Source organism: Crenobacter luteus (assembly GCF_004345725.1).
Taxonomy (GTDB): domain Bacteria; phylum Pseudomonadota; class Gammaproteobacteria; order Burkholderiales; family Chromobacteriaceae; genus Crenobacter; species Crenobacter luteus.
The window spans coordinates 102,342-127,630 of the sequence record NZ_SLXG01000007.1; the positions used below are offsets into that span (position 1 = coordinate 102,342).

At 68.1% G+C, this 25,289-nt stretch carries 21 protein-coding genes and 1 pseudogene; 6 read left to right on the forward strand and 16 right to left on the reverse strand.

What is annotated here, in order from left to right:
- Positions 1-40 precede the first annotated feature (40 nt).
- The 5 genes from EV683_RS06330 to EV683_RS06350 are packed head-to-tail and all read left to right on the forward strand — an operon-like array spanning position 41 to position 6,778.
- Positions 41-1,165: a glycosyltransferase family 4 protein gene (locus EV683_RS06330; protein ID WP_131862218.1), complete on the forward strand. Its 1,125-nt coding sequence runs from the start codon at positions 41-43 to the stop codon at positions 1,163-1,165.
- A gap of 22 nt (positions 1,166-1,187) precedes the next feature.
- A complete protein-coding gene (gene msbA, locus EV683_RS06335) occupies positions 1,188-2,981 on the forward strand; it encodes a lipid A export permease/ATP-binding protein MsbA (protein ID WP_066610817.1) in 1,794 nt (597 codons plus the stop codon).
- A gap of 1 nt (position 2,982) precedes the next feature.
- Positions 2,983-4,392: an O-antigen ligase family protein gene (locus EV683_RS06340; protein ID WP_165916799.1), complete on the forward strand. Its 1,410-nt coding sequence runs from the start codon at positions 2,983-2,985 to the stop codon at positions 4,390-4,392.
- A 47-nt stretch (positions 4,393-4,439) separates the two neighbouring features.
- A complete protein-coding gene (locus EV683_RS06345) occupies positions 4,440-5,570 on the forward strand; it encodes a glycosyltransferase family 4 protein (protein ID WP_131862220.1) in 1,131 nt (376 codons plus the stop codon).
- Entirely contained in the window at positions 5,567-6,778 is a 1,212-nt protein-coding gene (locus tag EV683_RS06350; protein WP_131862221.1) for a glycosyltransferase, read from the forward strand. Before EV683_RS06345 ends, EV683_RS06350 begins: the two co-directional genes overlap by 4 nt.
- Before the next feature lie 15 nt (positions 6,779-6,793).
- Here the strand turns inward: EV683_RS06350 and EV683_RS06355 are convergent, their stop codons facing one another.
- From EV683_RS06355 to EV683_RS06415, 13 genes are all read right to left on the reverse strand, one after another.
- Positions 6,794-7,789, reverse strand: coding sequence for a glycosyltransferase family 2 protein (locus tag EV683_RS06355; RefSeq protein WP_131862222.1), 996 nt, complete (start codon positions 7,787-7,789; stop codon positions 6,794-6,796).
- A 19-nt stretch (positions 7,790-7,808) separates the two neighbouring features.
- The gene (locus tag EV683_RS06360; RefSeq protein ID WP_131862223.1) at positions 7,809-8,786 is read right to left on the reverse strand and encodes a polysaccharide deacetylase family protein; all 978 of its coding nucleotides are present in this window, start codon (positions 8,784-8,786) and stop codon (positions 7,809-7,811) included.
- Positions 8,787-8,796: 10 nt separating this feature from the next.
- On the reverse strand, positions 8,797-9,903 hold the full coding sequence (locus EV683_RS14560; protein ID WP_131862224.1) for a glycosyltransferase: 1,107 nt from the start codon (positions 9,901-9,903) through the stop codon (positions 8,797-8,799).
- Positions 9,900-10,976, reverse strand: a complete 1,077-nt coding sequence (gene rfaQ / locus EV683_RS06370; RefSeq protein ID WP_131862225.1) for a putative lipopolysaccharide heptosyltransferase III — start codon at positions 10,974-10,976, stop codon at positions 9,900-9,902. The genes EV683_RS14560 and rfaQ overlap by 4 nt, the downstream gene beginning before the upstream one ends.
- Positions 10,976-11,884, reverse strand: a complete 909-nt coding sequence (locus EV683_RS06375; protein ID WP_165916800.1) for a GNAT family N-acetyltransferase — start codon at positions 11,882-11,884, stop codon at positions 10,976-10,978. Before EV683_RS06375 ends, rfaQ begins: the two co-directional genes overlap by 1 nt.
- A gap of 156 nt (positions 11,885-12,040) precedes the next feature.
- Complete coding sequence (locus EV683_RS06380; RefSeq protein WP_231879831.1) at positions 12,041-12,433, reverse strand: type IV pilus assembly protein FimV; 393 nt, start codon at positions 12,431-12,433, stop codon at positions 12,041-12,043.
- Positions 12,434-12,608: 175 nt separating this feature from the next.
- Complete coding sequence (gene aroB, locus EV683_RS06385; protein WP_131862227.1) at positions 12,609-13,709, reverse strand: 3-dehydroquinate synthase; 1,101 nt, start codon at positions 13,707-13,709, stop codon at positions 12,609-12,611.
- Entirely contained in the window at positions 13,706-14,260 is a 555-nt protein-coding gene (locus tag EV683_RS06390; protein ID WP_197457406.1) for a shikimate kinase, read from the reverse strand. Before EV683_RS06390 ends, aroB begins: the two co-directional genes overlap by 4 nt.
- A 40-nt stretch (positions 14,261-14,300) precedes the next feature.
- The gene (locus EV683_RS06395) at positions 14,301-16,442 is read right to left on the reverse strand and encodes a type IV pilus secretin PilQ (protein ID WP_131862228.1); all 2,142 of its coding nucleotides are present in this window, start codon (positions 16,440-16,442) and stop codon (positions 14,301-14,303) included.
- A 2-nt stretch (positions 16,443-16,444) separates the two neighbouring features.
- Positions 16,445-16,963, reverse strand: coding sequence for a pilus assembly protein PilP (locus EV683_RS06400; protein WP_131862229.1), 519 nt, complete (start codon positions 16,961-16,963; stop codon positions 16,445-16,447).
- Positions 16,964-16,974: 11 nt separating this feature from the next.
- On the reverse strand, positions 16,975-17,589 hold the full coding sequence (locus EV683_RS06405) for a type IV pilus inner membrane component PilO (protein ID WP_131862230.1): 615 nt from the start codon (positions 17,587-17,589) through the stop codon (positions 16,975-16,977).
- A complete protein-coding gene (locus tag EV683_RS06410) occupies positions 17,586-18,158 on the reverse strand; it encodes a PilN domain-containing protein (protein WP_066610795.1) in 573 nt (190 codons plus the stop codon). The genes EV683_RS06405 and EV683_RS06410 overlap by 4 nt, the downstream gene beginning before the upstream one ends.
- Positions 18,159-19,316 (reverse strand): pilus assembly protein PilM, encoded by a 1,158-nt coding sequence (locus tag EV683_RS06415; RefSeq protein WP_243694731.1) that lies wholly within the window; start codon positions 19,314-19,316, stop codon positions 18,159-18,161. It abuts the gene before it with no gap.
- Positions 19,317-19,383: 67 nt separating this feature from the next.
- Between EV683_RS06415 and EV683_RS06420 the strand changes: the two genes are divergently transcribed.
- Positions 19,384-21,777 (forward strand): penicillin-binding protein 1A, encoded by a 2,394-nt coding sequence (locus EV683_RS06420; RefSeq protein WP_131862231.1) that lies wholly within the window; start codon positions 19,384-19,386, stop codon positions 21,775-21,777.
- A 63-nt stretch (positions 21,778-21,840) separates the two neighbouring features.
- On the opposite strand, the gene EV683_RS06425 is transcribed toward EV683_RS06420, so the two are convergent.
- The 3 genes and pseudogenes from EV683_RS06425 to EV683_RS06435 all read right to left on the reverse strand — a co-directional run.
- Complete coding sequence (locus EV683_RS06425) at positions 21,841-22,611, reverse strand: slipin family protein (RefSeq protein ID WP_066610790.1); 771 nt, start codon at positions 22,609-22,611, stop codon at positions 21,841-21,843.
- Positions 22,608-24,035 (reverse strand): NfeD family protein, encoded by a 1,428-nt coding sequence (locus EV683_RS06430; protein ID WP_243694732.1) that lies wholly within the window; start codon positions 24,033-24,035, stop codon positions 22,608-22,610. Before EV683_RS06430 ends, EV683_RS06425 begins: the two co-directional genes overlap by 4 nt.
- A gap of 1,068 nt (positions 24,036-25,103) precedes the next feature.
- Positions 25,104-25,289 (reverse strand): annotated as a pseudogene (locus EV683_RS06435) (IS5/IS1182 family transposase); the annotation flags it as partial.

The following is a 25,289-nucleotide window of genomic DNA, read 5'->3' on the forward strand; positions in this document are numbered from 1 at the left end:
TGCCGGCCCGCCGCCGGGGTGCCTGCGCGTCGGAGGCGCCATGACCCGGCTCGCCATCATCCGCCAGAAGTACAATCCGGCCGGCGGCGCCGAGCGTTTCGTCAGCCGCGCGCTGGCCGCGCTGTCGGCCGACGGTGCGCTCGAGGTCAGCCTGATCGCCCGCCGCTGGGAGAAGGTCGACGGCATCGGCGCGATCACCGTCGATCCGTTTTACCTCGGCAACGTCTGGCGCGACTGGGGCTTCGCGCGCGCGGCGCGGCGCGCGTGGCGGCGCGCGGGCTTCGAGCTGGTGCAATCGCACGAGCGCATCCCCGGCTGCAGCATCTACCGCGCCGGCGACGGCGTGCACGCGGCGTGGCTGGCGCACCGTAAACGCGCGCTTGGCGGCTTCAAGCGGCTGTCGCTCGCGTTCAACCCGTATCACGCCTACGTGTGCCGCGCCGAGCGCGCGATGTTCGTCGACCCGGCGCTGAAGCTGGTGATCTGCAACGCGCATATGGTCAAGCGCGAGATCCAGCGCCACTTCGGCCTGCCCGACGAGAAGTTCGCCGTCGTCTACAACGGCGTCGACACCGAAGCCTTCCATCCGCGCCTGAAGGTCGAACACCGTGCGGCGATGCGCCAAAAGTGGCAGATTCCCGACGCGGCGCCGACGCTGCTCTACGTCGGCTCGGGCTTCGAGCGCAAGGGCGTCGAGCGCGCGCTGCGCGCCATCGCGCCCTTGGCAGGCGTCCATCTGGTAGTGGTCGGCCGCGACAAGCACGCCGACCGCTATCAACGGTTGGCCGAGACGCTCGGCGTCGCCGCGCGGGTGCGCTTCGCCGGCGCGCAGAACGACGTCAGGCCGTTTTACGGCATGGCCGACGCCTTCGTGCTGCCGACGCTGTACGATCCGTTCCCGAACGTCTGCGTCGAGGCGCTGGCCTGCGGTCTGCCGGTGTTCACCACCGACAGCTGCGGCGCCTCCGAGCTCGTGCGCCCCGGCGAGAACGGCTGGGTGGTCGACGCGCTCGACGTCGACGGCCTGTCCGCCGCGATCCAGGTCTGGCTCGCGCGCGAAGCCGCCTGGCCGAGCCTGGCCGCGGCGGCGCGCGCGAGCGCCGAACCCTTGACGCTGACGGCGATGGCGCGGCAATTGACCGAACTTTACCGCCGCTTCCTGTAGAAGCGGCAGAGGACAAGACTAGATGTCGGAACACAGCACGCTGGACAGTTTCGCGCTCTACAAGCGCCTGTTCCGCTACCTTCGGCAGTACTGGAAGATGTTCGCCGTGTCGCTGCTGGCGATGTCGCTGGCGGCAGCTACCGAACCGCTGTTCGCCAGCCTGATGAAGCCGCTGATCGACGGCGGTTTCGTCGACAAGGACAAGAACGCGATGATCTGGACGCCGCTGGCGATCGTCGGCCTGTTCCTGGTGCGCGGCGCGACCAGCTACGTCAACGAGTACACCACCAGCTATCTGTCGGGCCACCTGGTGCAGAGTCTGCGCCAGGAAATGTTCGGCAAGCTTTTGCGCCTGCCCAACCGCTATTTCGACGACAACGCCTCGGGTCGGCTGCTGTCGCGCATCGCCTTCGACGTCGGCATGGTGACCGAGGCCGGCTTCAACGTGATCACCGTCGTGGTCAAGGACGGCATCACCGTGATCGGCCTGTTGGCGCTGCTGCTCTATACCGACTGGCAGCTGACGCTGATCTGCCTGGCCGTGCTGCCGCTGGTGACGCTGATCGTGCGGGTGGTCGGCAAGCGGCTGCGCGGCCTGTCGCGCCAGAACCAGCACCACATGGCGCAGCTGACCCAGGTGCTCGGCGAGACGATCGACTGCCAGCGCGTGGTCAAGATCTACGGTGGCGAGGCTTACGAGTCGGACCGCTTCGCGCGCGCCGCCGGCGCGATCCGCCACAACGCGATCAAGCAGAGCTCGATGAGCTCGCTCAACACCGGCGTCACCCAGTTGGTGATCTCGATGGCGCTGGCGGCCATCCTGTACTTTGCGACCTTGCGCGCGCACACCGGCAACTTCACCGCCGGGGACTTCATGTCCTTCCTGACCGCGATGCTGATGCTGTTCGCGCCGGTCAAGCGCATCACCAGCATCAGCCAGTCGTTGCAGCGCGGCCTGGCGGCCGCCGAAAGCGTGTTCGGCTTCCTCGACGAGGCGCCCGAACCCGACCACGGTCGCAAGGTGCTCGCCCAGCCGCGCGGCGCGATCGAGTTTTCCGGCGTGACCTTCCGCTACCCGGGCGCCGAGCGCGACGCGCTGTCCGGCGTCGACCTGTCGATCCGGCCCGGTGAAACGGTCGCGCTGGTCGGCTCCAGCGGCAGCGGCAAGACGACGCTGGTCAGCCTGATCCCGCGCTTCTACGACCCGGCCGACGGCCAGATCCGTCTCGACGGCGTGCCGCTGTCCGATTACACGCTCGCCAGCCTCAGGAGCCAGATCGCGCTCGTCAGCCAGGAGGTGGTGCTGTTCAACGACACGGTCGCGGCGAACATCGCCTACGGCCGGCTCGGCGAGGTCGGCCGCGACGCCATCGTCGCGGCGGCGCGCGCGGCGAACGCGCTCGAATTCATCGAGGCGATGCCGCAGGGCTTCGACACGCTGATCGGCGAGAACGGCGTCAGGCTGTCCGGCGGCCAGCGCCAGCGCCTGGCGATCGCGCGCGCGCTGCTGAAGAACGCGCCGATCCTGATCCTCGACGAGGCGACCAGCGCGCTCGACACGCAGTCGGAACGGCTGGTGCAGGCGGCGCTCGAGAACCTGATGAAGAACCGCACCACCATCGTGATTGCGCACCGTCTGTCGACGATCGAGAACGCCGACCGCATCGTCGTCATGGACCAGGGGCGCATCCTCGAGGTCGGCGGCCACGCGGCGCTGCTGGCGGCGAAGGGCCGCTACGCGCAGTTGCACGCTATCCAGTTCCGCGACCATGCCGCCCACGCCGGCGCGGCGCTGTCAGACGACGGGAGGGTATGAGATGACGCGTCTTCTGGCGTCGCTGCCGGGGTTTGCGCCGCGCACCGAGCCGGTGTGGCTGTCGCGGCTGGCCTGGGGCCTGCTGTTGTTGCTGGCCTTCATCTGGCCGATTCCGAACGGGCAGTTGCCGTTCCATCGCAACTTCCCGTTGTTGCTGTCGTTCTTCGCGATGCTCTACCTGTTCTACCGCTTGCCGGCGGACGAGCGCCGCGCCGCGCTGGCGCCGTACCGCGCGCTGGCCTGGCTGTTGCTGCTGCTGTCGGCGTGGATACTGCTGACGGGGCTGTGGCATTCGCCGCGGCAGTGGGGCTACCTCGGTACCTTCAACGGCAAGTGGTTACGCGTGTTGCAGACCGGCTTCATGGGGTTGCTGGTGCTGCCGCTGTTCGCGGCGCGCGGCGAGGGCGCGCTCGGCGCTCGTCGGCTGTTCTGCTACCTGCTCGTCGCGATGTGGCTGGTGCCCTTGTTGCAGTCGCTGGACGTGTTGTGGTTGTGGTTCAAGCTCGGCAGCTTGCCGTGGATGCAGACCCGGCTGGGCTACTCGAAGATGGAGATGAGCGTCCATATCAACCTGGTTGCCAGCTTCCTGTTCGCCGAGCTGGCCGCGCGTCTCGTCGCCGGCCGGCGCTGGCTGCCGCTGTCCTGGCCTGTCCTGCTTTTCATGCTCGCGACTTGTTTGTTCAGCGGGCTGGCCATCGCGACGAGGAACGCGACGATAGGCCTGGCCGGCATGGTGCTGTCGCTGACGCTGATGGCCGTGCTGTTCCGCGCGCGCGACTGGGGCTGGGCGAAGACCCTGGGCGGGCTGGGGGCCGGCCTGCTGTTGCTGGCCGTCGTCGCGGGCGTGTCCTGGCAGTCCGACCCGCGCTGGAAGACCTTTGTGCAGACGGTGCCGCTCTCGCTCGATACCGAGCGCTACCAGAGCTGGCGCGACCGAGAGGCGTTCCCCTTGCCGGCTTTACCCGACGGGGGGGTGGCTGAGGTATCGGCCTACGAGCGAATAGCCTGGATCAAGATCGGCAGCCAGCTGATCCTGCGGGAACCGCTGGGGCAGGGCATCGCCGGCGACAATTTCCATCGTCTGGTCGAGCGCTATTACGGCGAGAGCAAGACCACCAGCCAGAGCCATTCCGGCGTGATCAATTTCGCCTTGGCCAACGGTATTCCCGGGCTGCTGCTGTGGCTGCTGCTGCTCGGCGCCCTGGTCTATGCCGGAGGGCGGGCGTTCTACCGCGACGGGCTGGTGCCGGGCCTGTTCCTGATGATGCTGGTGCTCAGCTATGCCGGGCGCAGCCTGATCGACGACGTGTTGCGCGATCACATGCTCGAAATGTTCTTTTTCCTGACGATGCTGTTGCTCGCGCTCTGTCGCGCGGAAAAGGCAGAAGCGCCGCTTCGCGTCAGGGCCTAGGGCGTCGCCGGCGTCGTATCGAAAACCTTGCAGGGAGTTTCAGCGTCATGCGCATCGCGCACATCGAATCCTCGATGGACTGGGGAGGGCAGGAGTTACGCATCGTCGAGCAGAGCGAATGGCTCAACCGCCGGGGGCATCCGACCTGGGTGGTCGCGCGCCCCGGCGCCGCCATTCTCGAGCAGGCGCGTTCGCGCGGCGTGCCGACCCACGAGATGGAGATCCGCGGCTCGGCCAACCCCGCGACCTACCGCGCGCTGGCCGACTTTCTCGCGCGCGAGCGCATCGAGCTGCTCGACTGCCACGGTAACCGCGACAGCACCTACGGCGCGTATATCAAGTGGTTCCGGCGTCTGCCGGTGGTGCGCTCGCGCCACGTGACCGATCCGATCCGCGTCGACGCGCTGCGTCGCCTGGTCTGGCGGCGCGGCAACGACGGCGTCGTCGTGACCGCCGGCAAGATCCGCGAGATGTTGGCCGAGGCCGGGCTCGTCGCGCCCGAGCGCGTCTACGTCGCGGTCGCCGGCGTCGACGAGGCCCGCTTCAGTCCCGAGCGCGACGGCCGCGCCCTGCGCCAGCGGCTCGGCATCCCGCTCGATCACGTGGTGATCGCCAACGTCGGCATGATCCGGCCGGACAAGGGCCAGCTCTACTTCGTGCGCGCGTGCAAGGAATTGCTGGCGCGTCACGCTGGCGTGACCGCGATCCAGCTTGGCGAGGCGACCGGCCAGACGGCCGGCTACAAGGACGAGGTGCTGCGCGAGGCCGGCGCGGCGCTCGACGACGGACGCATCCGCTTCCTCGGCTACCAGTCGGACATCGAGAACTGGCTGGCGATCGCCGACATGGTCGTCGTCGCTTCGGTCGCGACCGAGGCGCAGACGCGCCTGGTCGCGCAGGCCTTCCTGATGAAGAAGAACATCGTCGCGACCACCACCGGCGGCCTGCCGGAAATGATAGAGCACGAACGCACCGGCCTGTTGTGCGCGCCGGGCGACGCGGCGGCGATCGCGGCGGCAGTCGAGCGGCTGCTGCACGACCGGGCCCTGGCCGAAACGCTGCGCGAGAACGCCTACCGCCACGCGATGCAGTACATGTCGTTCGATTACATGATGACGGGCATGCTCGACGCCTATCGCCAGGCGATCGCGCGCTCGGGGAAGGTGAACGGTCGATGACGCGCCTGCGCCTCGTCCACCTGATCGACCTGGACAAGGTCGGCGGCGTCGAGACGATGTTCGCCGACTTCGTCGCCGCCGCCGCGCCGGCGGGTTTCGACGTCGAACACCACCTGGTCGCCGACAGCCCGAACATCGCCGCGCGTTTCCTTCCGGTGGTGCGGCGTTGCTGCAAGACGGTGGCCTCGCCCAAGCGCTGGGGGCCGTTCAGCCTGCCGAGAAAGCCGCACTGGGTGCGCGCGCACCGCCGGCGGCGCCTGATCCGGGCCGCCAGACCGGATCTGGTGCTGGTGTGGAACCAGTTCACCGATTTCCGTCTGGCCGTGCCGGCCTTCGACTGTCCGGTCGTGTACTACGAGCACGGCATGAGCTGGTACAACCATTCGCCGCGCCAGCTCGAGAGCTTCCTGCCGCACGTCGACGGCGCGATCGCGGTGTCGAACGCGGCGGCACGCATGCTCGCGCTCAAGCACGCGGTGCGCTTTCCGGTCGCGCTGTGCACCAACCCGATCCGCCCCGGCCTGCTGCCCGCCGAGGCGGCACCGCGCAACCTGGCGCCCGGCCAGCCGCTGCGTCTCGGCGTCGCCGCGCGGCTGGTGCCGCTGAAGGCGGTCGGTCTGGCGATCCTGGCGCTGCAGACCTTGGCCGAGCGCGGCGTGAAGGCCGAGCTGGCGATCGCGGGGGAGGGGCCTGAGCGCGGTGTGCTGGAGCAACTGGCGCGAAACGCCGGCGTCGCCGACCGGGTCCGCTGGCTGGGCCTGGTGTCGGACATGGGCGCCTTCTACCGCGGCATCGACCTGTTCGTCTGCCCGTCGATGCACGAGACGATGCCGCTGGTGTGCCTGGAGGCGATGGCGCACGGCGTGCCGGTGATCGCCAGCCGGGTCGACGGCTTTCCCGAGGTGGTCGCGCACGGCGTCAGCGGCGTCTGCCTCGCGCCGACGCTGTCGGTCGACGACTACGCGGCGCTGACCGGCGCCAGCACCGCGTTCGCGCGCCGCGTCTACGACCCGCAGGCCGACCATCTCATTGAAACCCGCTTGCTGGATCCCGCCGCTATCGCAGAGGCGGTGCTGACGTTGGCCGAGGACAGCGCGACCTACCAGCGCTTCAGCGCGGGTGCGATAGCACGCTCGAAGAATGGCTTCCAATACCCCCAGTATCTGGACGCGTTTTACGGCATTCTGGCGCGTTACCTGAGGGGCTGAGTTACCTTGCCGGTTCTAAGCTCGGTGGGCGCGCCAGTGCTGGTAGGCGAGGAAGATGCGCCCCAACCACGTCGGTCCGAGGGCGAGTCCGGCCCATTTTCGTGCCTTGGCGGGTAGGGGGAGCGACTTCAACCCTGCTGATGTCACGCCACACTCCTTGACGAGGCATTCCTTCATCGCGTCGAACCACGCCCAATCGACCTTTGGGCTGCGCACGAGGTCCTTCATGCCGTAGTAGCCGAGGTGCTTGATAGCCATTGCCTGCAGCTCGGTTGCCAGCTCCCGTTCCATGCCGGCGTTTTTCAGGCTCGCGTAGACTAGGCGAATGACTTGGATTCGGTCTTCTAACAGCTTGGGCTTGGGGGTCGACAGGATGGAGCCGCTGCGTTTGCGATAGCCGTAGAGGCGCGCGTCGATACAGACCACTTTGTGGGTCAGCGGGAACAGGCGTGCGCTGAACTCCAGGTCCTCGTGGTAAATGCCGGGCAAAAAACGCAGCCGTTCGAATAGTTCGCGCCGGTACAGCCGGTTCCACACATTGGTGACAATGTCCCCCCGTAACAGCGCGCCGACGGCCTGTGGGCCGTCAAGCCGAACCAATTCGCCTGTGCCGACTTGGGTGAAGGCGGGTTGCTGCCCGTCGGAAAATACGTCCGGCTGGCACACGACGACATCGGCGGTTTCGGCTTGCAACGTGTGGACCAAAACATGCAGGAAGTCAGGGTGCAGCAGATCGTCGCTGTCGAGGAAGGCGATCAGTTCGCCACGGGCGAGACTTAGGCCGGTGTTGCGAGCGGCACTGAGTCCTTGGTTTGCCTGTCGGATGTGGCGGACGCGTGCATCGCTTCGCGCTGCAGCCAGATAGATGAGGTCGCTGCCGTCGCTGCTGCCGTCGTCGACGACGATGAGTTCGAAGTTATCGTGGCTTTGTGCAAGGACGGCCGCTATCGTAGCGCCCAGATATGTCCTGTCGTTAAAGGTCGGCAGGATGATGGAGACGAGGGGAGCCATAACTGTCAGTCGGGAGGGTTCAGGCGTTGCTGGCGCCGTGTTTGGCGACGAACGTGTCGCGGTATTCTTTCAGCGTGCTGCCTGTGCAGCACTGTTTGAGGTGGGCGAACAGGGCCTCGAGATCAGCGTACAGGCGCTCGATAGACGCCTCGTCGCGGAAGGTCGGGCTGCCGCCGGGCATGAATTCCGACGAGTGCAGCATGAATTCGACGTAGTCGTGGCCGGCGTCCAGCGCCTGGCGGGCGACGGCGATCATCTCCGCCGCGTTGCCGCCGCGCGGGCGCAGCCATTTCATCGAGCGCGGCTTGTGCTTGCCGCGCAGCCGGTTGACCCCCTGGCGCACCGCCTCGACCCAGTCCGGGTGCTTGGGCACGATCGTCATCGGCACCTGCAGCAGCGGCGAGTCGCCGGGACGCGCGATGTCGTCCGGGTCCATGAAGTAGGCCGTCGTCGGAAAGCGCCGGTAGTCGGTGCCGCCTTGGCCGGCCGGGTTGCCCATCGTGCGGCGCCAGTCGACGTGCGGGGTCACCGAGCAGTCGACCTGGTAGCCGTACTCGACCAGCAGCCGCGCGTAGCGCTCGTCGAAGGCCCAGCGGCCGGCGCGGTGGCTGACCATCTTCACCGCGAAGGTGTCCTCGAGCAGCTTGGTCATGAAGTCGACCTTGTCGCGCATCACCCGGTCCGGGTACTCGATCAGGTAGGGCTTGTGGCGGTCGTCGTCGGCGGTCAGCGCATGCAGCGGCGGGCTGTTCCACGCGTGCAGGTGCATGCCGATCTCGCCGCTGCCGCGCGCGATCACGTCGCGGCCGAAGGCCTGGAAGTGCGGGTCGACCGCCATCTCGTAGTTGGTCAGGTAGCACGGCTTGAAGCCGTGGTGTTCGCACAGTTGCTGGAAGCGCTCGAGGTAGCGGGCGTTGCGGGTGGTGACCTCGGGCGCGTGGCCCCAGAGGTTGTCGCCCTCGGTGTCGATGGTGATCAGGAAGCTGGGACGGGTCATGGCGTCACTTTCAATCGTTTGCGTCGGCGAGGGCCAGGTAGCGGTCGACCACGGCGTCGAGCGCGAAGCGGTCGAGCGCGTCGTCGGCGATCGCCGGCGGGTCGGCGAGCACGGCGCGGATCGCGCCGGCCAGGCCCTCGGCGTTCAACGGCGCGAGACCGCGCGCGAGCTCGCCGCTCAGGATGGCCGCCGGGCCGAACGGACAGTCGGTGCTGACGACCGGCGTGCCGCAGGCCAGCGCCTCGACCAGCACGTTGCCGAAGCCCTCCGAGTCGGAGCTGAGCACCAGCGCGTCGGCGGCGCGCAGCCAGGGGTAGGGGTTGGCCGAGAAGCCGGCGAACACGACGCGCTCCTCGAGGCCCGCCGCCCGCGCCTGCGCGCGCAGCCGGTCGTGCTCCGCCGGCGGGCCGTCGCCGATCAGCGCCAGCCGGCCGGCGTAGCCGCTGAGGCGGACGGCGTCGAACAGCCGGTCGTGCCGCTTGACCGGGTGGAAGCGGCCGACGTGGACGAGAAAGGGCGTGCCGTCGAGCGGGCAGGGTTCGGCCGCGAGCGCGCGGATCGCGTCGAGGTCGAAGGGGTTGGGGATGGTCTCGACGCGCGCCGGCCGTGCGCCGGTCAGCGCGCGCAGCTCGTCGCCCAGGCCCGCCGACACCGTCACCCAGCGCCGCGCGTGGTAGGTGTGCGCGAGCTGGCGCCGCTTGCTCCAGCGCTTCAGGCCGCGTTTGCCCGCCAGCTGGGTGCCCGCCACCGCGCCGTGCAGGCACAGCCAGGCGTTGTCGAGCAGCCGGGCGGCGCGGACGATGCGGTCGGTCTTGGGCAGGATGGAGAAGGCGAGGTCGAAGCGGCGGCCGCCGCGCTCGGCCAACATCCACGCGTCGAGCTGGCGCGCGCGGCGGAGGATTTCGGTCTGGCGGCGCAGCGGGCCGCGGTAGGCGTCGACCAGCTTCACCAGCGCGACCCCCGGCGGCGTCGCGTAGGCCTGCGCGTCGCGCAGGGACAGCACCGTCACCGCGTGGCCGCGCCGCGCCATCGCCTCGGCCAGGGTCAGCGCGACCTTTTCCGCACCGCCGCCGGCGAGGCCGTCGATCACGAAGCCGATGTCGAGCCGGTGCGTCATCGCGCGGGCTCCTCCGCCGCCAGCAGCGCCTGCGCCGCGTCGAGCACCGCGTCGACCGGGATGTTCGACAGGTAGCGCTCGCTGGTGCCGGTGTCGACCGCATCCGGGTCGATCAGCGGGCCGTAGTCGGCGGCGTGGATCAGCGTATGGCGCGTCATCCACGGTCGCCATTCGTTGACCTTGCTCGGGCCGAACAGCGCGACCGTATCGCGCCCCAAGGCTGCCGCCATGTGCATCGGCACCGAGTCGACGCCGATGAACAGCCTGGCGCCGTCGATCAGCGCGGCCAGCGAGGTCAGCGTGAGCTGGCCGGCGAGCGAATGCACCCGCTCGGAGTCGACCCGGTCGAGAATCGAGCGGACCAGCGCCTCTTCCTGGGCGACCGGGGCGGCGGTGAGGACGACGTGCCAGCCCTTGTCGGCCAAGACCTGGACGACGGCGGCGAAGCGCTCGTCTTCCCAGCACTTGAAGAACCAGCGCGAGGCCGGGTGCACCGCGATATACGGCGTCGTCACGCCGAGTGCGTGCAGCTTGGCCTGAACGGTGAGCCGGTCCTGTTCGGAATAGGCCATCTTGCACCGCTTCGCCGCGACCGGAACGTCGAGCCCAAGCGGGGACAGCGCCAGCAGGTTCTGTTCGACGGTGTGAAGGGAGTCGCTGTCGGCCACCGGCGCGAGGGCGTCGAAGCAGCGCGCCCAGGTGCTGTTGCGACGCTTGGGATAGTCGAAGCCGATCGCGCGGCGCGGGCGGCTCCAGCGGGTCAGCAGGGCGCCGAGAGACTGGTCGGAGAGGTGGACGATCAGGTCGTAACGCTCGCGGCGTAATCGCGTCGCCAGCGCGGCGAGGTCGAACAGCCGCTTCAGTCCCTTGCGGCTGCGGTCTATCGTCCAGATCCGCATGTAGTCGCGATTGTGCTCGACGATGGGCCGGGTTTCCTTGTACAGCAGCAGGTCGATCCGGCAATCCGGCGCGGCGGTCTTGAGCGCGCGCGCGACGGGGGTGCTGAGCAGCACGTCGCCATGGTGGCGCAGCTTGATCAGCAGGATTTTCTTCGCATTCAGCACGGTTTTCATTACCAGGTCAGAGTCCTGAGCAGTGGCACCTCCCCGCTCCAGTTTGCCTTGTAGGCGGCGGAATTGCGGCCGAAGGAGTAGCGCAGATCCAATTGTTTGGCTTCGGCTTCCTGGCGTGCCTGTTCGAGGTTCAGCCAGGTCAGGATGCTGCCGGCGGACCAGTCCCTGCCGATGGGGTCGACGCCGCTGTTGACGAACTCTACCGACAAATGCCGGCCGGAGGCGCAGGCCAGCAGCAACTGAAAGGCGCAAGGACGTTCGTTCATGTGCAGCACATGGCCACGCAGGAAAGGGTGTAGCGCCTCGAACAGGGCCGGCATGGAGGCCGCGTGCGGATGCGGCCGCTCCCAGCGGCGCTGGAACAGCGCCAGATAGGTGTCGGCGAGCGCCGAGGGCGTGTGCTCGTCGATGCCCGTGACGCGGCCGCCGGCGTCGAGAAAATGCTTGAGCTCGTTCTTGCGCTTTTGCCGCGTGCGTCGCGACGGGCCTTCCTGCCCGGCGCCCGCCAGGCACAGCGAACGGCCGCGGTTGCGGCCGCTCAGATTGAGAATCTGCCCCTCGTGAAGGACCGACAGGTGCTTGCCGCGCAGCCGAATGCTGGCGCGGAAGGTCGGGCTCAGCGGCAGGATGATCTCGGGCGTGCCGAAGTCGAGGCGCTCTTCCACGCCGAGTTTCGCCAACGCTTCCTTGTCGCCGGCGAGATACTCTCCCCAGACGGCGATGCAGCCGTCGAGTACGCCGTCCCTGCCGCGGTGGCCGAGGAAGCGGGTCTGCAAGCCGCATTGACGGTCGATGAAGTCGAGAACGTCGGGGTGGGTGATGACGCTTCCGCCCCAGCGGTCGTAGGCGCAGCGGTATTCATCCTGGGCTAGTGGATACCAGCCAAGCGTGCGGAGCAGGCGAAGCACAGATAGCGGCCGAAACAAGGGTGGGATGCGAATTGTACCGCAGCTTCTGGTGTCGGGAAGACTGCGGCGGCGGGAAAGCGACAGGGGAATCAGGGAGGGGGCGGGAGCTGCCAGGTGCACCGACGCGACAAGGGGCCACAAGGCCCCTGTGCCGCTTCAGACGTGCACCTGCTGCTGGTAGAGCGGGTTGGCCGGGTCGAGCTCGCGGCCGGTCTGCTGGATCGTGTGCCACAGCTTGCGATCCTCGATGCGCGGGCAGACCTTGGCGGCGAGGCCGGAGTAGGCCTGGACGTTGCGCTGGTGGGAGTAGGCGCGCAGCAGGGTCAGTTGCGCGTCGAGGTTGTCCGGCTCGTCGTGGAGTGCGTCCTTGAGCACGCGCACCGCGTCGTCGATGCGGCCGTAGGCGAGGAAGACCTCAGCTTCGCCGACCGGGTCGATGCCGCGTTCGCGCGGCTTGACGTAGCGCGCCGCCTTCCAGCCGCGGCGTGCGGTGAAGTAGATCACCATCAGCAGGAGGCTGCAGCCGAACGCGGACAAGAAAAGACTCATTCCCCACTCCCTTATTGGTCGTTATGTTGTGTCGACGATTATTGGGAGTCCGGCAGGGAGCGGCAATCCGTAAAAATGCGTAATTTCCGGGGCGAAACCGGGCAAAACCCATGCTCACAACATGTGTATGCGGGCGGCAAGGCAAATCCTGCCCGGCAGCACGCCGGCAAGCGCGTCAATAGGCGGTGTCGCGCCGGATGTAGGGGCCCGCGAGGACGCGCTGCAGCGCCTCGGAGGCGACGTCGTCGACGATGGCGGCCTGGCCGAGCGCCTTGAGCAGCACGAAGCGCAGCCTGCCGGATTCGACCTTCTTGTCGTGGCTCATGTGCTCGAGCCAGGCGTCGACGCCGAGGTCGGGCGCGCGGGTCGGCAGACCGGCCGCCGCGATCAGCCGCTCGGTGCGCGCGAGCGCCGCCGCGTCGATCCAGCCCAGCTCGTGCGACAGCGCCGCCGCCAGCATCATGCCTGCGCCGACCGCTTCGCCGTGCAGCCAGGCGCCGAAGCCGAGGCCGGCCTCGATCGCGTGGCCGAAGGTGTGGCCGAGGTTCAGCAGCGCGCGCACGCCGCTTTCCTTCTCGTCCTGGCCGACGATGTCGGCCTTCATCTCGCAGGAGCGGCGCACCGCGTGGGCGAGCGCGTCGTGGTCGCGCGCGACGAGGCGGGCCATGTTGGCCTCGAGCCAGGCGAGGAAATCGGCGTCGCCCAAAAGGCCATACTTGATGACCTCGGCCAACCCGGCCGACAGTTCGCGCTGCGGCAGCGTGTCGAGCAGCGTCATGTCGGCGATCACCGCGCGCGGCTGGTAGAAGGCGCCGATCATGTTCTTGCCCTTGGGGTGGTTGATCGCGGTCTTGCCGCCGACCGACGAATCGACCTGCGCCAGGAGCGTGGTCGGCACCTGGATGAACGGTGCGCCGCGCTGGTAGCAGGCGGCGGCGAAGCCGGTCATGTCGCCGATCACGCCGCCGCCCAAGGCGATCAGCGTCGTCTTGCGTTCGGCGCGCGAGCTCAGCAGCGCGTCGAAGATCAGGTTCAGCGTGTCCCAGGTCTTGTGCGCCTCGCCGTCGGGCAGCACGATCGGCAGCACGGCGACGCCGGCCGCCTCGAGCGCGCCCTGCAGGCGCGCGAGATAGAGCGGCGCGACGGTAGTGTTGGTGACGATGGCGACCTTGCGTTGCAGCAGGTGCGGCAGGATCAGGTTTGCGTCGTCGAGCAGGTCGCGGCCGATGTGGATAGGGTAGCGGGTGTCGGGCAGGCTAAGGTCGAGGGTGATCATGGGGCGTATCCGGCGTGGCCGTTCAGATGGGCGGCCAGCGCGTGTTCGAGGTCGAGAATCAGCTGGTTGACGTTCTGCTGCGAGGTGTCGACGACGAGGTCGGCGACTTCGCGGTACAGCGGGTCGCGTTCGTTGAACAGCGCCTCGAGCTTGGCGCGCGGGTCGGCGGTCTGCAGCAGCGGGCGGTTCTTGTCGTGCTGGGTGCGCGCCAGCAGGTCGTCGATGCCGGCGCGCAGGTAGATGACCGTGCCGTGCCGGCGCAGCACCTGCCGGTTCTCCGCGCGCAGCACGGCGCCGCCGCCGGTGGCCAGCACGATGTCGTCGAGCCGCGCGAGGTCGGCGATCACGGCGGCCTCGCGGTCGCGGAAACGCGCCTCGCCCTCGATCTCGAAGATCGTCGCGATGCGCACCCCGGTGCGCGCCTCGACTTCGTGGTCGGAGTCGTAGAAGGTCTTGCCGGTCCGTCGCGCGAGGGCTCGGCCAACGGTGGTCTTGCCGGCGCCCATCAGCCCGACCAGAAAGAGATTGCCTGCCAGTTTCATGACCGGCATTGTACCCAAGAACCCCGCCGCGGCGCGAGCACGGGCGGGATCAGCGCACGCTGGCGAGCGAGGAGAGGTTGTCGACGGTGCGCGGCGTGATGAAGACCAGCAGTTCGCGGCGGTTCTTGCGCGCCTGCTTGTTCTTGAACAGGTAGCCGAGCACCGGAATGTCGCCGAGCAGCGGCACCTTGTTCTCGACCTCGCCCTCGTCCTGCACGAAGATGCCGCCGATCACCACCGTGCCGCCGTTCTCGACCAGCACCTGGGTCTGGATCTTCTTGGTGTCGACCGCCGGCGTACTGCCGACCACCAGCTTGGTGCTCGGCGTGTCCTTGTTGACCTGCAGATCCATGATGACGTTGCCGTCCGGCGTGATCTGCGGCTTGACCTTGAGGCTGAGCACCGCCTTCTTGAACGCGATATTGGTCGCGCCGCTCGAGGTCGCCTCCTGGTACGGGATCTCGGTCCCTTCCTCGATGTGGGCCTCGGTGCGGTCCGAGGTCAGGATGCGCGGGCTGGAGATGATCTTGCCCTTGTCCTCGGCCTGCATCGCCGACAGTTCGAGCCCGAGGATGCCGCCGGCGACCTTGCCGAGGATGGCGACGCTGGGGGCGTTGCTGACCTTGGCCGGCAGGTTCACGTTGGGGGTGACGTCGATCGAGCCCGCCGCGCCGTTGGCGACGTTCCAGTTGTTGATCGCGCCGTTGGCGCTCCCCCTTTCGCCGATTACGTTGGCGAGCGAGTACTGGCCCGCCTTGACCTTCGTGAAACCGATTCGTGCGCCCAGGTCGCGCTGGAAATTGTCGTTCGCCTCGACGATGCGCGCCTCGATCAGCACCTGGCGCTGCGCGATGTCCAGCTGTTCGACCAGGTTGCGCACCTTGTCGATCACCGTCGGCGTGTCGTTGATGATCAGCGTGTTGGTCTTGGGGTCGAGCAGGGCGCTGCCGCGCTCGCTGAGGATGGTCTGGCGGCGGGCGCCTGCCCCGCTGCCGCTTTCCATGTCGAGCACCTGCTTGAAGTCCTCGACGCTCTTGTAGCGCAGCACGAAGGTTTCGGAGCGGATCGGCTCCAGCACCTCGAGCTGCTTGCGCGCCTCGAGCGCCTGCTTGTCGCGCTCGAGCAGCTCCTGGCGCGGCGCGATGTGGATCACGTTGCCGGTGCGGCGCATGTCGAGGCCCTTGGCCTGCATGATCAGGTCGAGCGCCTGGTCCCACGGCACGTCCTTGAGCCTGAGCGTGATCGAGCCGCTGACCGAGTCGCTGGTGATGATGTTCAGGCCGGTGAATTCGGCGATCACCTGCAACACGGTGCGCACTTCGATGTTCTGGAAATTCAGCGACAGCTTGTCGCCCTTGTACGCCGTCTTGCCCTGACCCTCGCCGACCTTCGCGGCGGCAGCCTGTTCCTGGCTTTGCCGCTTGACCTCGACGACCAGCCGGCGCTCGGTCTGGTAGGAGGCGAAGTCCCAGTCGCCGGCCGGCTCGATCACGACGCGGCCGTTGCGCCCCTGGTTGAAGGCGTCGATCCGGCGCACCGGCGTCGCGAAGTCGCCGACGTCGAGCTTGCGCGTCTGGCTGCGCGGCAGCGCGAGGCCCGGCAGTTCGACCACCACGGTGTTGCCGACGCGCCTGACGTCGGCGGTGCTGCCGCTGCCGGGCAGCGTGATCTCGACGCGGCCTTCGCCGGCGGCGCCGCGGCGGAAGTCGATCGCGACGTCGGCGGCGGGTGCGGCCGGCGCGCCGTTGGCCGAGGCGGGCGGGCGGGCGCCCTGTTCGACCGGCGTCGCCGCCTGGCTGGTCGCCGCCGGGTCGCTGTTGAGCCGGATCGACAGGCGGTTGCCGTCGACCTGCGTGGAGTAGGCCGCGTTGCGCGTCAGGTTCAGCACCAGGCGGGCGCGGTTGCCGGCCTGGACGGCGGCGGCCGAGCGGACGAGCGGGTTGTCGAGCTCGACGAGCGGGCGGGCCAGCCTGACCCCGGTGCCGGCGAAGTCGAAGGCGATGCGCGGCGGGTTGGCCATCGCGAAGCTGTTGGGCGTGGGGGCGGGGCCGTCGAAGCTGACCTGCAGCACATGCTCGGTGCCGCTGGCGCGGGAGACGCGGATGTCGGTGATCGCGGCGCCGTGCGCCAGCGCCCAGACCAGCGACAGGCCGACGCCGGAAAGCAGTTTGACCGTGTAGTTCTTGTGCATTGTTATTTCTGCCCTTGTTCTTCCAGATGCAGGCTGGTGCTGCGCTGGACCCATTCTCCGTTGAGGTCCTCGACGGTTTCGTTCAACTGGACTTCGCTTTCCGAGACGCGCTTGACCTGGCCGAAGTTCGGGCCCACGAAGTTGCCCGGCGCGACCCGGTAGACGGTGTTGTCCGGCGTCTGGATCAGGCCGTAGGTCACGCCGCCACGCCTGAGCGTGCCGACCAGCTTGAGCTTGTCCAGGTCGAAGTTTTCCAGCGCCTCGCGCGGACGTTCGAAGTCCGGCGCGTTGGCGCTGCGCTGCCGCTTGGCGACCGCCAGTTTCTGCTCGTCGAAGGGGGCGAGCGCGCCGAAGCCGTCGTAGACGGCCGGCTGGTAGGGTTGCACCCGGGGCAGCGGCTCGACCTGGCCGGTCAGACCTTGTCCGGCCTGGGTCATCCAGGCGTCCAGGTCGTCGTTGTCGCCGCCCGCGCAGCCCGCCAGGAGGGCGGCCAGCAGCAGGGTCGCGAAGCGTGTTTTCATCGGCGTCTTCATCATTGCGGAGGCGGGTTCTGGGCGGCGATTTCCTGCGGTTCGAGCGCGCGGTAGGTCTTGGCGACGGCCTGCATCGACAGACGGTGCTCCTTGCCGGCGATCGGCGTGAGCACGATGTTGTTCAGCGTCACGATGCGCGACAGTTGGCCGACGTCGCTGGCGAAGGCCGCCAGCTCGTCGTAGCTGCCGGACAGGCGGATGTCGATCGGCAGCTCGGCCATCTCGGGCGACTTGATCTCGGTGCCGGGCCGGAACAGCTCGAACTGCAGGCCGCGGCCGATGCCGGCCTGGTTGATCTCGGTCAGCAGCGATTCCATTTCGGAGCGGGTCGGCAATTGCTTGATCAGCGCGCCGAACGACTGCTGGATCTCCTTGAGCTGCGCCTCGAGCGCCGCCTGGTTGATCGCCTGCCGCTTCTTGTCGACGAAGCTCTGCTTGAGCGTCTCCTCCTGCTGGCGGCCGGCCTCGAGGCGGTCGAGCTGGTCGCCGAGCACCAGGTAGTAGCCGAGCAGGAAAATCAGCAGCGCGATAGCGGCGAGCGCGCCGAGCTGGGCCGGCAGCGGCCAGTTCGGCAGGTCTTTCGGGTCGAGGTTGCGGATGTCGTCGTAGGTCATGGTGTCGCTCCCTGGGCCGTTGGCGCGAGTGCGGGTTTGCTGCCGAGGTTGAGCGTGAACTCGCTGACGCGCTGGTTGCCGACGACGGCGGCCTTGACCTCGACCAGCACCGGTGCGTCGAACACCGTCGACTCGGCCAGCGCGCGCATGTAGTTCGACACGCGCGCGCCCGACAGCGCGTAGCCGGACAGCGTGAAGTTCGTGCCGTTCTGGCGGAAGTCCTTCAGGTAGACGCCGTCCGGGGTCTGGCGCAGCAATTGGTCGAACAGCCGCGTGGCGTCGCCGCGGCTTTGCTGCAGCTTCTCGACCAGCTGCTTGCGCGCCAAGAGCGCGTCGCGCTCCTTCTTCAGCGACTCGATGCTGCGGATCTGTTCGTCGAGCCGGGCGATCGCGCCCTCCAGGTGCGCGTTGCGCGCGTCCTGGTGCGCGATGCGCCCGTCCAGCACCAGGTAACCCGCCATGACGAGCAGGGCCGCGCCCAGCAGCGTCGCGCCGAACAGCACCTGAAAGCGCCGCCGGTGCTGGGCCTTTTTCTGTTCGCGATGGGGAAGCAGGTTGATGCGGATCATTCAGTCGAACCTTCTGAGTGCGAGGCCGCAGGCGACCAGCAGCGACGGGGCGTCGAGCAGCAGCGCTTTGGGCCGGATCGCCGCGGACTGCACCATGGTGGTGAACGGGTTGGCGATCATCGTGCTGATCTGGGTGCGCGCCGACACGGCGTCGTCGAGACCGGGCAAGAGGCTGGAGCCGCCGGCCAGCAGCAGGTAGTCGACGCGCAGGTACTGCGAGACGCTGACCGTGGTGTAGAAGAACTGCAGCGCGCGCTGGATTTCCTGCGCCAGCGAGTCGACGAAGGGGTGCAGCAGCTCGGCCTCGTAGCCGTCCGGCAGGCTCATCGAGCACTTGCCGCGCTCGGCCTCCTCGTACGGGATGCCGTAGCGGCGCTGGATGTCGCGCGTCAGCTGCTGGCCGCCGAAGGCCTGTTCGCGGTAGTACAGTTGCTGGCCGTTGCGGATCACGTTGCAGTAGATCTTGGTCGCGCCGATGTCGAACAGCGCGAAGGTCTGGTTCATGCCCTGTTCGGGCAGTTGCAACTGGATCTGCTCGAAGGCGGTCAGCGTCGCGAAGGCGTCGACGTCGACCACGGCGGCCTTCAGTCCGGCCATCTCGACCGCCGCGACACGCTCGTCGACCTTTTCCTTGCGCGCCGCGCACAGCATCACCTCGAGGTCGTCCGGATTGTGCGCGGCCGGGCCGAGCACCTGGTAGTCGAGGTTCACCTCGTCGAGCGCGAACGGGATGTACTGCTGCGCTTCCGACTCGATCAGCGCCTCGAGCTCCTGGCTTTGCGCCATCGGCACCAGGATCTTGCGGTAGATCGCCATCGTGGTCGGCAGCGCCACCGCGACGTCGCGCGTCGTCGTGTCGAGCGCTTGCCAGGCGCGGCGGATGGCGTCGGCGACCGCTTCGATCTGGTTCAGGTTGCCGTCGACGACGGCGTCGCGCGGCAACGGTTCGATCCGGTAGCGGTCTATCTGGTGGTTGCGGCCGGCGCGCGAGATTTCGAGCAGCTTGACCGCGCTGCTGCTGATGTCCAGCCCGATCAGCGCGGGCTGCTGCGTTTTCTTGAGGCCGACACGGCCGAGCCAGTCGGCGGCCTGTGCGAGCGAACCGGATAGCATTGTCGTGGTTTCCCGTGCAATCGGCAGCGCCCGGGTGGCTGCCATGGTAACGTTGTCCGGCGTCTTGACCGAAGGCGGTATAATCGAACTCCCCCGCAACCCAATCGAGAACATGTTGAAACGATTCTTTGCGCTTCTGGCCGGTCTCTTAGTCGGCGGTTTCGTGCTCGTGGCCGGCGGCGCCATCATCGCGGTGATGCTGACCTATCCGCGCCTGCCCAGCCTCGACGTGCTGACGGATTATCGCCCGAAGATCCCCTTGCGCGTATACAGCAAGCAAGGTGCGCTGATCGGCGAGTTCGGCGAGGAGCGTCGCTCTTTCGTCCGTATCCACGAGGTACCCGAACTGATGAAGCAGGCTATCCTCGCCGCCGAGGACGAGCGCTTCTATCAGCACAGCGGGGTCGATTATCTGGGGGTTATGCGTGCAGCATTAGGGAACGTAGTATCCGGTCATGCCAAATCGGGCGCAAGCACGATCACGATGCAGGTCGCGAAAAACTTCTTCCTGTCGAGCGAAAAGACCTTCACGCGCAAGTTCAACGAGGCGCTGCTGGCGTTCAAGATCGAGCACACGCTCTCCAAGGACCAGATCCTCGAGCTCTATTTCAACCAGATTTACCTCGGCCAACGTGCGTACGGCTTTGCCGCCGCCGCGCAGGCCTACTACGGCAAGAGTCTGAAGGAGCTGAGCGTCGCCGAGATGGCGATGCTGGCCGGCCTGCCGAAGGCGCCGTCGGCCTACAACCCGATCGTCAACCCCGAGCGCGCGCGGCTGCGGCAGCTCTACGTGCTGCGTCGCATGCACGAGCTGAACTTCATCAGCGCCGCGCAGCTCGAGGCAGCCCGCAGCCAGCCGGCGCAGGAGACGCCGCAGGGGTCCGAGATCAGCCTGCCGGCGCAGTACGTCGCCGAGATGGTGCGCCAGGCGATGTACGCGCGCTATCAGGACCGTGCCTATACCGACGGTTTCAAGGTCTACACCACCATCGACAGCCAGCACCAGCGCTGGGCGTTCGACGCGCTGCGCGCCGGCCTGGTCGACTACGACCGCCGGCTCGGCTACCGCGGACCGGAATCCTTCGTCGACCTGGCGACGCTGCCGTCGGGCGAGGAGCGCGACGAGGCGCTCGAGGACACCCTGGCCGAGATCCGCGACAGCGGCGACATGCAACCGGCCATCGTGCTCTCGGCCAAGCCGGACGAAGTGCGCGCCTTCGTGCGCGGCGGCAAGGTCGCGGTGGTCAAGGGCCAGGGTCTGTCGTTCGCGCGCCGTGCGCTCAGCCCCAAGCTGACGCCGGCGCAGCAGATCCGTCCCGGTGCCGTGGTGCGCATCCGCGCCAATCCGAAGGGCTACTGGGAAATCGTGCAGATGCCCGAGGTCGAGGGCGCCTTCGTGTCGCTCGACGCGCGCACCGGCGCGATCCAGGCGCTGGTCGGCGGCTTCGACTTCAACCGCCGCAGCTTCAACCACGTGACGCAGGCGTGGCGTCAGCCGGGTTCGTCGTTCAAGCCCTTCATCTACTCGGCCGGCCTCGAGCGCGGCTTCACGCCGGCGACCATGGTCAACGACGCGCCGCTGGTGATCGACGCGCAGTCGCTCGGTGGCCAGCGCTGGGAGCCGAAGAACGACGACGGCAAATTCTACGGCATGATGACCGTGCGCCGCGCGCTGGTGCTGTCGAAGAACCTGGTTTCGGTGCGCATCCTGATGTCGATCGGCACCGACTACGCGCAGCAGTACATCCAGCGCTTCGGCTTCGGCGCCAAGCAGCACCCGGCCTACCTGACGATGGCGCTCGGCGCCGGCATGGTGACGCCGCTGCAGATGGCCGAGGGCTACGCGGTGTTCGCCAACGGCGGCTACCGCGTGCGGGCCTACTTCGTCGACCGCATCGAGGACCAGCGCGGCAAGGTGCTGGCGCAGACCGCGCCGGCGGTGGCCGGCCAGAACGCGCCGCAGGCGATCGACCCGCGCAACGCCTTCATCATGACGAGCATGATGCGCGACGTGGTGCGCTACGGCACCGCCAACCGCGCGATGAGCCTGGGGCGCATGGACCTCGCGGGCAAGACCGGTACCACCAACGAAAACCGCGACGCGTGGTTCTCCGGCTTCAACCCCAATCTGGTCGCGATCACCTGGGTAGGCTACGACCAGCCCAAGAGCCTCGGCCGCTACGGCTACGGCGGCACGGTCGCGCTGCCGATCTGGATCAACTACATGGCCAACGCGCTCAAGGGGCAGCCCGAGGTCGAGCTGCCGGCGCCGGCCGGCGTGGTGGTGCGTCCGGGCGCCGGCTTGCGCGGCGGCGACGAGTACTTCTACGAGGAGTTCCAGCGCACCAACCCGGAGTTGCGGCTGGACAACAGCGGCAGCGTGCCCGGCGCGCGTCGTCCCGACGCGGGCGAGGAAGAGGCGCCGTCCGGCGAGCCGTCCGGCGGCGGGGGGAACGAGGCGCCGCCGCAGGACGCGGTCGAGAACGTCAAGGAGCTGCTGTTCTGACCGGACGCTACACAAGGCGATGCCCGCTCGACGCCGAGCGGGCATTTTTTCGCCGGGAGGGGCTCAGGCCGGTGGCTTGTCGCGCCGCCTGAGCCAGTCGTCCACGAGCTCCATCGGTATCGGGAAGACGATGGTCGAGCTCTTCTCGCCGGCGATGTTCGACAGCGTCTGCAGATAGCGCAGCTGCATCGCCTGCGGCTGTGTGGCGAGGATCTGCGCCGCCTGCAGCAGCTTCTCGGCCGCCTGCAGCTCGCCCTCGGCGTGGATCACCTTGGCGCGCCGCTCGCGCTCGGCCTCGGCCTGCTTGGCGATCGCGCTGACCATCGATTCGCGCAGGTCGACGTTCTTGATCTCGACCGTCGACACCTTGATGCCCCACGCGTCGGTCTGCGCGTCGAGCACCTTCTGGATGTCGAGGTTGAGCCGCTCGCGCTCGGCCAACAGCTCGTCCAGCTCGTGCTTGCCGAGCACCGCGCGCAGCGTCGTCTGCGCCAGCTGGCTGGTCGCCTCGATGTACTGTTCGACCTGGATCACCGCCTTGTCCGGGGTGACGACGCGGAAGTAGACCACCGCGCTGACGTTGACCGACACGTTGTCGCGCGTGATCACGTCCTGCGGCGGCACGTCGAACACCACGGTGCGCAGGTCGACCCGCACCACCTGCTGCACCAGCGGGATGATGATGACCAGGCCCGGCCCCTTGACCTTCCAGAATCGTCCGAGCATGAACACCACGCCGCGCTCGTACTCGCGGAAGATGCGGAAGGCGGAAACCAGCAGCATGGCGGCCAGCACGAACAGCGCGCCGCCGAAACCCAGGGTGAAGCCCGTCATCGATCTGCTCCTTGCGTGTCGTCCAGCGGCGCGACGGTCAGCGTCAGCCCGTCGCGCCCCGTCACCCTGACCGGCGTGCCCGGCGGCAGCGGGCGCTCGCTCCGCACTCGCCAGCGTTCGCCCTGCACGCTCGCCCAGCCGAAGCCGTCCTCGTCGCCGTCGGCGGCCTCGAGCATCACGCCGGTGCTGGCCGCCAGCCCTTCGGCGCCGCTGACCACCGGCCGCTTGCGCGCCTTCAGCGCCAGTCCCGACACGCCGAACACGAACAGCGCGGTGCTCGCCGCCAGCGCCGCGACCAGCCAGACCGGCACGCCGAGGCCCGGCACGTCGGTGTCGACCAACAGCAGCGCGCCGATCGAGAACGCGACGATGCCGCCGATGCCGAGGATGCCGAAGGAGGGCAGGAAGGCCTCGGCCAACAGGCAGGCGAGGCCGAACAGGAGCAGCGCCAGCCCGGTGTAGTTGATCGGCAGCAGCTGCAGCGCGAACAGCCCGATCAGGAGGCAGATCGCGCCGACCACGCCGGGCAGCACGAAGCCGGGGTTGGAGAATTCGAAGAACAGGCCGTAGAGGCCGATCATCATCAGGATCAGCGCGATGCTCGGGTCGGTCAGCGCGGCCAGCAGCCGGTCGCGCCAGTCCGGGTCGAAGCGGCTCAGCGTCGCCGCGCGCGTGTCGAGCCGCTGCCGGCCGGCCGCCGTGTCCACCTCGCGGCCGTCGAGCTGCCGCAGCAGTTCGGGCACGTCGCGCGCGACCAGGTCGATCACGCCCTCGGCGCGCGCCTCGTCGGCCGACAGGCTGACCGCCTCGCGCACCGCGCGCTCGGCCCAGTCCGCGTTGCGGCCGCGCAGTTGCGCAAGGCCGCGGATGTAGGCCGCCGCGTCGTTGACCTGCTTCTTCTCCAGCGCGGTCTGCTGCTGCGTCTCGCCCGCCGCCTCGCTGGCGGCACGCTTGTCCGCCTTGCCGTCCTGGCGCTCCGGGCCGCCGCCGATGCCGACCTGCACCGGCGTCGCCGCGCCGAGGTTGGTGCCCGGCGCCATCGCGGCGATGTGGCTGGCGTACAGGATGTAGGTGCCGGCGCTGGCAGCGCGCGAGCCGCTCGGCGCGATGAAGGTCGCCACCGGCACCGGCGAGGCCAGGATGGCCTGGATGATCTGCCGCATCGCCACGTCGAGCCCGCCCGGCGTATCCATTTGCAGCACGACCAGCGCCGCGCCGGCTTCGCGCGCGTGCACGAGGCCGCGTTCGACGAAGTCGGCGCGCGCCGGACCGATCGCGCCCTGCAGCGGGATCAGCACCACGCCGCGCGGTGCGGCACCGGCACCGGCCAGCAGCAGCGCGAGGCCGCAGATCAGCAGCAGGCGGCACAGCCGCCACAGCGCGCCGCCGGCGAGGTTGGACGAAGAAGACGAGGGCGGGGGCATGACACGGCACCGGTTCGGGCGGTCGCGAACAATACAGACAGTATAGGAGGCCGTCGCGGCGCCAGCCCTGCCGCGGATGCCGGAACCGGGCGGGAAGGGCGTTCGGCAACAAAAAACCCGCAGAGCCTTGCGCTGTGCGGGTTTGTGGGACTGTTTCGGACTGCTTGGGAAGCGGGTTTGGCGCCCCGACAGCAACCGAATTGCAGGCTGTAATCCTTGCCAGATAAGGGCGTGCGGCGCGCTGCTATGAAATGTACCAACAAAAATACCAACAAGGCTGGTTGACTGCCCATTCGTTTTGGCCGGAAAGGAGCTTTGTGCCGCGCTGTGCGGCAGGCGACGGCAGGGCGACAGGGCGGCGGATTGCATGGGATGTTTTCGCACCCGGCCAAACGGGCCGTTTCATCCTGTTCGGGCCGATTCGGCCTGTTCGCGTAGATTCGACGCGTTCGCGTAGATTCACCCTGTTCGCGCAACGGGGCCAGCTCTTCGCATGGCAGGTGCGGCTTTTTGCGGCAGCCGTTGCGGCTTTTGGCCGCACCCGGTCGCCGTGTCGAATCGTCTCGCCCGTGTCGAACCATCCCGGCCGTGTTGAATCATCACGCCCCGCCGTGTCGGGAAAGCCGACGCCCGTCGCGCTTTCAGACGGCCGTCTGAATTTCAGACGCCCCGCCGTCTTAGCCATTCCTAGCCATGGCGAGTGCTGTTTGGGTGGGGGTGTGGGCGGGCAAGATTGGCCGCGACGGATGGCGTGCAAAACCCCGCGACGGGGATTGCATGGGGGAGTTTTCGCGCCGGCAGGTGGCGAGGCGCGGAGCGTCGAAGCGGGCGTCTGGTCGCCGTGGTGTGGGCGCAGTTTAGTTTAGGGCTAAACCGGCTAAACAGTTTAGTAAGCAACACAGCCCATAGCCTAGCGAAGTGCCGGGGGCTTCTCACCCGTATAGGGCCGCCCCCCGTGGAAGGACCCGTACCCTTCGCTTACCGGGCATGGACAGTCCGCCCGTGCCCGCCTCGCCCTCAGACCCCCAGTTTGGGACAGGGGGCGCTTTAACAGCGCCTTTAGAGCCGCTAACAAAACCGCTCGACAAAGCGTAAGCAGATCAAGGAACAAGCCAGCTTGAGCAAGGCGTAATGCGTGTCCAGCCGCCGCTCGAAGCGAATGCGCAGCTTGCCGAGCGCGGCAAACCAGGCGTGGGTACGTTCGACCACCCAGCGGTGCCGGCCCAGTTTCTCGCGACTTTCCATCCCTCGGCG